This window comes from Neobacillus drentensis (assembly GCF_036962765.1).
Classification (GTDB): domain Bacteria; phylum Bacillota; class Bacilli; order Bacillales; family Cytobacillaceae; genus Neobacillus; species Neobacillus drentensis_C.
Genome location: NZ_JBALOS010000096.1, coordinates 32,535 through 39,258, shown reverse-complemented (window position 1 = coordinate 39,258; position 6,724 = coordinate 32,535). Strand labels below are relative to the sequence as shown.

6 protein-coding genes are annotated in these 6,724 nt (G+C 39.9%); all 6 read left to right on the top strand.

Going from position 1 to position 6,724, the window contains the following annotated elements; all coding sequences use genetic code 11:
- On the top strand, positions 1-1,355 hold a 1,355-nt coding region (locus V7137_RS13505), incomplete at its 5' end, for a carbohydrate ABC transporter substrate-binding protein (RefSeq protein WP_335698569.1).
- Positions 1,356-1,433: 78 nt separating this feature from the next.
- Entirely contained in the window at positions 1,434-2,324 is an 891-nt protein-coding gene (locus tag V7137_RS13500; RefSeq protein WP_335698568.1) for a carbohydrate ABC transporter permease, read from the top strand.
- Between the two features lie 14 nt (positions 2,325-2,338).
- Positions 2,339-3,220 (top strand): carbohydrate ABC transporter permease, encoded by an 882-nt coding sequence (locus tag V7137_RS13495; RefSeq protein ID WP_335698567.1) that lies wholly within the window; start codon positions 2,339-2,341, stop codon positions 3,218-3,220.
- 10 nt (positions 3,221-3,230) lie between these two features.
- The gene (gene gnpA, locus V7137_RS13490; RefSeq protein WP_335698566.1) at positions 3,231-5,402 is read left to right on the top strand and encodes a 1,3-beta-galactosyl-N-acetylhexosamine phosphorylase; all 2,172 of its coding nucleotides are present in this window, start codon (positions 3,231-3,233) and stop codon (positions 5,400-5,402) included.
- Positions 5,392-5,559: a DUF6903 family protein gene (locus V7137_RS13485; protein ID WP_335698565.1), complete on the top strand. Its 168-nt coding sequence runs from the start codon at positions 5,392-5,394 to the stop codon at positions 5,557-5,559. Before gnpA ends, V7137_RS13485 begins: the two co-directional genes overlap by 11 nt.
- A gap of 188 nt (positions 5,560-5,747) precedes the next feature.
- Positions 5,748-6,479, top strand: a complete 732-nt coding sequence (locus V7137_RS13480; protein WP_335698564.1) for a GntR family transcriptional regulator — start codon at positions 5,748-5,750, stop codon at positions 6,477-6,479.
- The last annotated feature ends 245 nt before the right edge of the window (positions 6,480-6,724 follow it).

Here is a 6,724-nt window from a genome sequence, read left to right as displayed (position 1 = left end):
AAATGAAGATGAAAAAGAAGTTTTTGTTGTCAGGAATGACAGCGTTGTTATCTTTTAGTTTAATAGCCTGTCAGAGTAGTGAAACTACAAATGGTGATGACTCTAAGGATGGTAATGATTCGAGTAAAAAACAAACCCTTCAAGTGGCGGCGCTTGAATCTGCTTATGGGAAAGATATGTGGACCAAAGTGATCGATGCCTATGAGGATGCCAATCAAAATGTCAACGTGGAGTTAATGGTAGATAAAAATCTCGAGGATGCGATTAGCCCGAATATGAAAGCCGGAAACTATCCGGATGTAGTGTTATTGGGAACCGGGAGGAAATTGGCATTAACAGAAACATTGATTAAGGATAAGGCATTAGAAGATATTACCGATGTTTTGGATAAGACGGTTTTTGGTGAAGATGCCAAAGTTAAGGATAAGCTAGTACCAGGTTTTACTGATACACTTGCCACTGGTCCTTATAACGACGGCAAAACGTATATGGCACCGATGTTTTATAGTCCAACCGGATTATTCTATAATGCCGCCTTGTTAAAAGAAAAAGGCTGGGACGTACCAAAGACCTGGGATGAGATGTGGGCGTTGGGCGATAAAGCGAAAGCAGAAGGAATCTCTTTGTTCACGTATCCTACGACCGGTTACTTTGATGCATTCTTCTATTCTTTATTATTAGAAGTTGGAGGTCCGGAATTCTACAATAAAGCGATGAAATACGAAGATGGCATTTGGGAATCTCCTGAAGCAACGAAAGCATTTGAAATTGTCGGTAAATTAGCGAAATACACTGAGCCAACAACAGTTGCCAATGCAAATGACAAAGATTACACGAAAAACCAACAATTGATTCTCGATAATAAAGCACTGTTCATGCCAAATGGTACGTGGGTCGTTGGTGAAATGAAAGATGCCCCAAGAGCTGATGGCTTTGAATGGGGAATGACAGCGTTGCCGGCTATTGAGAATGGCGGTGACCGTTACGCATTTACGTTCTTCGAACAAATGTGGGTACCTGCTCAAGCTAAAAATAAAGATGCAGCGAAAGACTTCTTAACTTTTGTGTATTCAGATAAAGCAGCAGCTATTTTTGCAGAATCTGGTGCGATTCAACCAATCGAAGGTATCTCTGAAAAGCTGACTGGTGACAATAAACTCTTCTATAGTATCTATGATTCCGGAGCAAAAGCTGGTATGGGTGGATTTGCTGCAACAGAAGCTGTAGAGGGAGTCAGCATGGCAGATACACTATTCAGAACCATCGACAGCATTGTATCAGGTGATAAAAAAGTAAAAGATTGGCAAAAATCCGTTGAAAAAGTGAGTGACCAATTACGGTCGGCATTAAAATAAACAAGTAGTTTTATAGTTCACTAATATAACGGTGAGTAACTCTTCTCACCGTTATATTTATTAGTAGAGGTGATAGCAATGAATAAAACGATAGAAAAAAGGATTTTTATCTTTGTTTGTACGGTACCAGCACTGATTTTGCTAACTATTTTTATGATTATTCCTACCATTCAGGTATTCAGGATGTCCTTATTTAAGTGGGGCGGATTTTCTAATAATAAGGTATTTGTCGGGCTCGATAATTTCAAAATTTTATGGAATGATATGAACTTCTTTCGAGCTCTTCAAAACAGTATTGTATTGATTGTTATCGTTACACTCATCACCATGGTGCTGGCAATCTTGTTTGCCGCTTTGTTAACGAGAGAAAAGATGAAAGGCAACAGCTTGTTCCGGATTATTTTCTATATCCCTAATATCTTATCCGTTGTGGTCATTGCTGGGATTTTTTCTGCGGTTTATGATCCAAACACAGGTTTGTTGAATAATCTACTTGCTTTATTTAATCTTGAGAACCTTCAAAAAATGTGGCTAGGTGATCAAAAAATAGCCATCTTCAGTATTGGCGGAGCGCTCGTTTGGCAAGCGGTTGGCTACTATATGGTCATGTATATGTCCAGTATGGCGAGTATCCCGGAAAGCTATTATGAAGCTTCTTCTTTGGAAGGCGCTGGAAAAATCAGACAATTTTTCAGTATTACCTTGCCGTTGATTTGGAATAACATTCGGACCACGTTAACCTTTTTCATTATCAGTACGATTAATTTAAGTTTTCTTCTTGTCCAAGCGATGACTGGCGGCGGGCCTGACGGATCGACGGAAGTATTTTTAAGCTATATGTATAAGCAGGCTTACACCAATTCTTCTTATGGTTACGGTATGGCAATTGGAGTGGTCATCTTCATATTCTCATTCGCATTATCGGCTATTGTCAGCCGCGTCACAAAACGGGACGTGCTGGAGTATTAGGAGGTCCATGAATAATGATAAAACACAAAGGCATGAGTGCAGAAAAAGTTTATCGCATATTTATCTATGTCGCACTGATTACATTAGCAATTTCGATTATTATCCCGGTTGCATGGGTTTTCTTAGCTTCGCTTAAGCAAAACAAAGAATTTTATGGAAGTCCGTGGGCCATGCCGAAAGGTTTCTATTTTCAAAACTTCATAGATGCATTTGAAAAGGCCAACATGGGAACGTATATGTTAAATTCGGTCATGGTAACTGCCTTGGCGCTTCTTATCTTATTGGTTGTTGCCTTACCAGCAGCGTATGTGTTGGCCAGATACACCTTTAGAGGCAGTCAATTTATGAATACCTTGTTTAAAGCAGGCTTATTTATCAACGTGAACTACATTGTCGTTCCGATTTTCTTGATGTTATTGGATGGGGATACCTTTTTACGAGGACAATTTGGGGATGGATTCCTACTAGACAATTTATTTATTTTAGCTGTAGTTTATGCAGCGACCGCTTTGCCATTTACCATTTACTTGTTGTCTAGTTATTTCCAATCGCTGCCGTCTACCTATGAGGAAGCTGCGTTGGTCGATGGGGCCGGATATTTTAAAACGATGATTTCGATTATGATTCCAATGGCCCGGCCCAGTATCATAGCCGTCATTTTATTCAACTTCCTGGCATTTTGGAATGAATACATTATTGCGTTGACATTGATTCCAGGTCCAAATAAGACCTTGCCTGTTGGTTTAATGAACTTAATGGCAGCTCAAAAATCTGCTGCTAATTACGGCCAAATGTATGCGGGAATGGTTCTCGTCATGCTGCCGACATTGATTTTATATATCATCGTTCAAAAGAAATTGACACAAGGGATGACCCTTGGCGGATTAAAGGATTAGGAGGATTTATATGGAAAAGAGAAAAGGTCGCGTTACCTTGCCAAGTGAGGAAAACTTTCTAAAGGAAACACAAGAATTGATGGAACGTTGGGGCGCGGATGCTATTCGGGATAGTGATGGAACGAAACTGGATGAGACAATAAAGCAATTGGATGCGAAAATTTATACGACTTATTTTGTTGCCCGCGGCAATAATGAGTTCGCGGAGAATCACATGGATGAATGCCAACAGCTTTATTTAATGAGCTTGTTCAACACTGCACTTACGGACAAACTGGAAATTGATTTTATGAGGGGCTATTTTGAGGAACAAGTGCGGCCCGATTACCTCCATGATCCGAAGAAATACTGGGAAGTCATCGACCGGACAACTGGTGAAGTGGTTGATGTTAATGATTGGGTTGTAAACGAAGCGGCAAATCGGGTCTACATTACGAAGGCGATTCCTTGGCACGAATACACGGTATCCTTCTTAGTTTATGCCATTTGGGATCCAACCCAAATGTACAATCATATCACCAACGACTGGGGCGATAAGCCGCATGACATTCCTTTTGATGTCAGGCAGCCACACTCGAATGAATTTATGAACACCTATTTAAAACAATGGCTGATAGAAAATCCGGATACGGATGTCGTGAGATTCACAACGTTTTTCTACCATTTTACCCTTGTGTTCAATAATCTAGGCAAAGAAAAATTTGTCGATTGGTTTGGTTATGGTGCGAGTGTTTCGGTGGCTGCGATGGATGCCTTTGAACAAGATAAAGGCTACCGTTTAAGACCGGAAGACATCGTTGACCAAGGCTATTACAATACTTCCTTTCGAATTCCAACGCCATCCTTTTTAGATTATATGGATTTTGTGCAAAAGTTTGTCGCCGAAGAAGCGAGGAAGCTCGTGGACATTGTTCATGAAAGCGGCAAAGAAGCGATGATGTTCCTTGGCGATAACTGGATTGGTACGGAACCGTATGGAAAATACTTTGAAAATATCGGATTAGATGCAGTGGTCGGCAGTGTCGGAGGCGGAGCAACATTACGTATGATTGCCGATATTCCGCATGTCCGTTATACAGAAGGCCGCTTCTTACCTTATTTCTTCCCGGACACGTTTTACGAAGGGAACAACCCGGTAATTGAAGCCAATGAAAACTGGATAACGGCCCGAAGAGCCTTATTAAGGAATCCAGTTGATCGGATTGGCTACGGTGGTTATTTGAGCCTGGCTTATCAATTTCCGGATTTTGTCTCCTATATTGAAAAAGTGACCGAGGAATTCCGTGAAATCTACGACACGATCAAAGGCATTACACCTTATAGCGGTCTTAAAGTTGCGATTTTGAATTCTTGGGGCAAGCTTCGAACATGGCAGACACATATGGTTGCACATGCCTTATGGTATAAACAAATTTATTCTTATTTAGGCGTATTGGAATCCTTGAGCGGCGCTGCCGTGGATGTTACCTTCATTAGCTTTGATGATGTCATCAATGATGGGGTGCCTGAAGATGTTGATGTCATCATTAATGCTGGCGATGCAGGAACGGCTTTTTCCGGCGGAGCTCATTGGACCAATGAAAAGTTAGTCACCACAATCAGAGCATGGATTCATAACGGCGGCGGCTTCGTTGGAATTGGCGAACCGACAGCCTATCAGCATGGAGGGCATTACTTTCAATTGGCGACTGCCTTAGGTGTTGATAAAGAACTAGGATTCAGTTTATCCACAGATAAATATTTTGTTACTTCTATCGAAGAGCATTTTATTTCTGCTGACAGCACCCAGTTTGATTTTGGTGAAGGAATGAAAAATATATATGCCTTGTCGGAGGAAACGGAAATTATTGAGTATTCCAATGGAGAAGTCCACCTTTCCAGCCATCCATTTGGTGAAGGCAGGGCCGTCTATATCGCGGGGCTCCCATACAGTGAGGAAAACACAAGGCTGTTGATGCGGGCGTTATACTATGCGGCCCATAAAGAGGAAGAATTCCATAAATGGCATGCCAGCAACATCCATTGTGAAGTCCATGCCTACCCATCTATTCGAAAAATGGCGATTGTCAACAATTCGATGAAGGAGCAAACAACGGTTGTCTTTTACGGAGAAGGCAACAGTAAAGTAGTGACGTTGGCACCTAGTGAAATCCGGTGGGAGGAATTCCTAAATGAAAGCTAATATTATAGTCGTTATTAAAATTGCTGTGTTTATCATTTGTCTCGCTTTGATTATCATCGGCCAAAAGACAGCCGGTAAACTCGAACTGGGCATCATGTTAATCGGATTAGCCGGTCTTTTAGGACTTCTTTATGATTACAATCGAAAATACATTTAAAAAAAGTAAAACTTTATTGAGCTGGTTTAAACGCTCGATAAAGTTTTACTTTTTTTAGCGAGGAAGATTTTCTTAAGAAAATTAAAAATAATCCAAATTTCTATATACCTGTTGGGTTGACACTACAAGAGTGGGTGATATAATTTTTTAAAGTAATGTTAGTATGCTTGAAAGGGTGGCCTATTATAATGAAACCACTGCAGTATGAAAGTCTAATTCCACTTTATCATCAATTAATGGAAAGGCTTAAGGATTCTATTGAAAAGGGACTTTGGACACATGGTGATAAAATCCCATCTGAAAATCAATTGATGGATCAATTTGGTGTGAGCCGTAACACCGCTAAAAAGGCAATTGAGGAGCTAGTTCAAGAAGGGATTCTTTACCGAATTCAAGGAAAAGGTACCTTTGTGGCTAAACCAAAATTGCAGCAGTCATTGATGGGGTTTTACAGCTTTAGCAAAGTATTAAAAGAAAAGGGATTGAACCCCAAAGATATCATTCTAAAAATAGAGGAAGTTAAACCAACTGCAAAAATCCGGGAAGCGTTGCAGCTTGGAGAAGACAAGAATGTCATTGAAATGAAACGCCTTCGCTGTGCCAACAATGAGCCTTTTATTTTGGAATCGTCTTTTATTCCGAAAAACTTTATTTCAAATATAGAACAGCTAAAAAAAGTTGGCGAAATATCCTTATATGATTTATTTTCACAAGAATTTAATATCGTGGTAACTAGAGCTAAAGAGGCGTTTGAACCAGTCCTCATTCGTTCTGAGGAAAGTGAATATTTACAAACGGAAGAAGGTCTTCCGGCACTGTTGCTTGAACGAACAGCCTATGATGGCAATGGTGTACCTGTTGAATTTTGTAGATCCATTGTACGAGGCGATCGTTGCCGCTTTTATACGGAACTAACGTAAAAGTTGATTTACTAAAAGTTTCATTGAGTTCAATATAATTCTGAGAAATCTAAAAAATTAATTTAAGTTGATGGGTTGACAGGTTAACTAGGGAAAGAGTATATTCTTATTAGTTATAATTTTCAGTTAAGACTAGCTGGAAGTATCTTTTTTGAAAAAGCCCTGCACTTTCAACCCATTAACTACTCATTGATTGGACATATTCTTTTAGAAAATAACGCCTCATTTTCACGACATTATAAAAA

Bases quoted from the DNA above. Each gene is read 5' to 3' on its own strand.
- V7137_RS13495 (WP_335698567.1), top strand. From the start codon at position 2,339: ATGATAAAACACAAAGGCATGAGTGCAGAAAAAGTTTATCGCATATTT.
- V7137_RS13480 (WP_335698564.1), top strand. From the start codon at position 5,748: ATGAAACCACTGCAGTATGAAAGTCTAATTCCACTTTATCATCAATTA.
- gnpA (WP_335698566.1), top strand. From the start codon at position 3,231: ATGGAAAAGAGAAAAGGTCGCGTTACCTTGCCAAGTGAGGAAAACTTT.
- V7137_RS13500 (WP_335698568.1), top strand. From the start codon at position 1,434: ATGAATAAAACGATAGAAAAAAGGATTTTTATCTTTGTTTGTACGGTA.
- V7137_RS13485 (WP_335698565.1), top strand. From the start codon at position 5,392: ATGAAAGCTAATATTATAGTCGTTATTAAAATTGCTGTGTTTATCATT.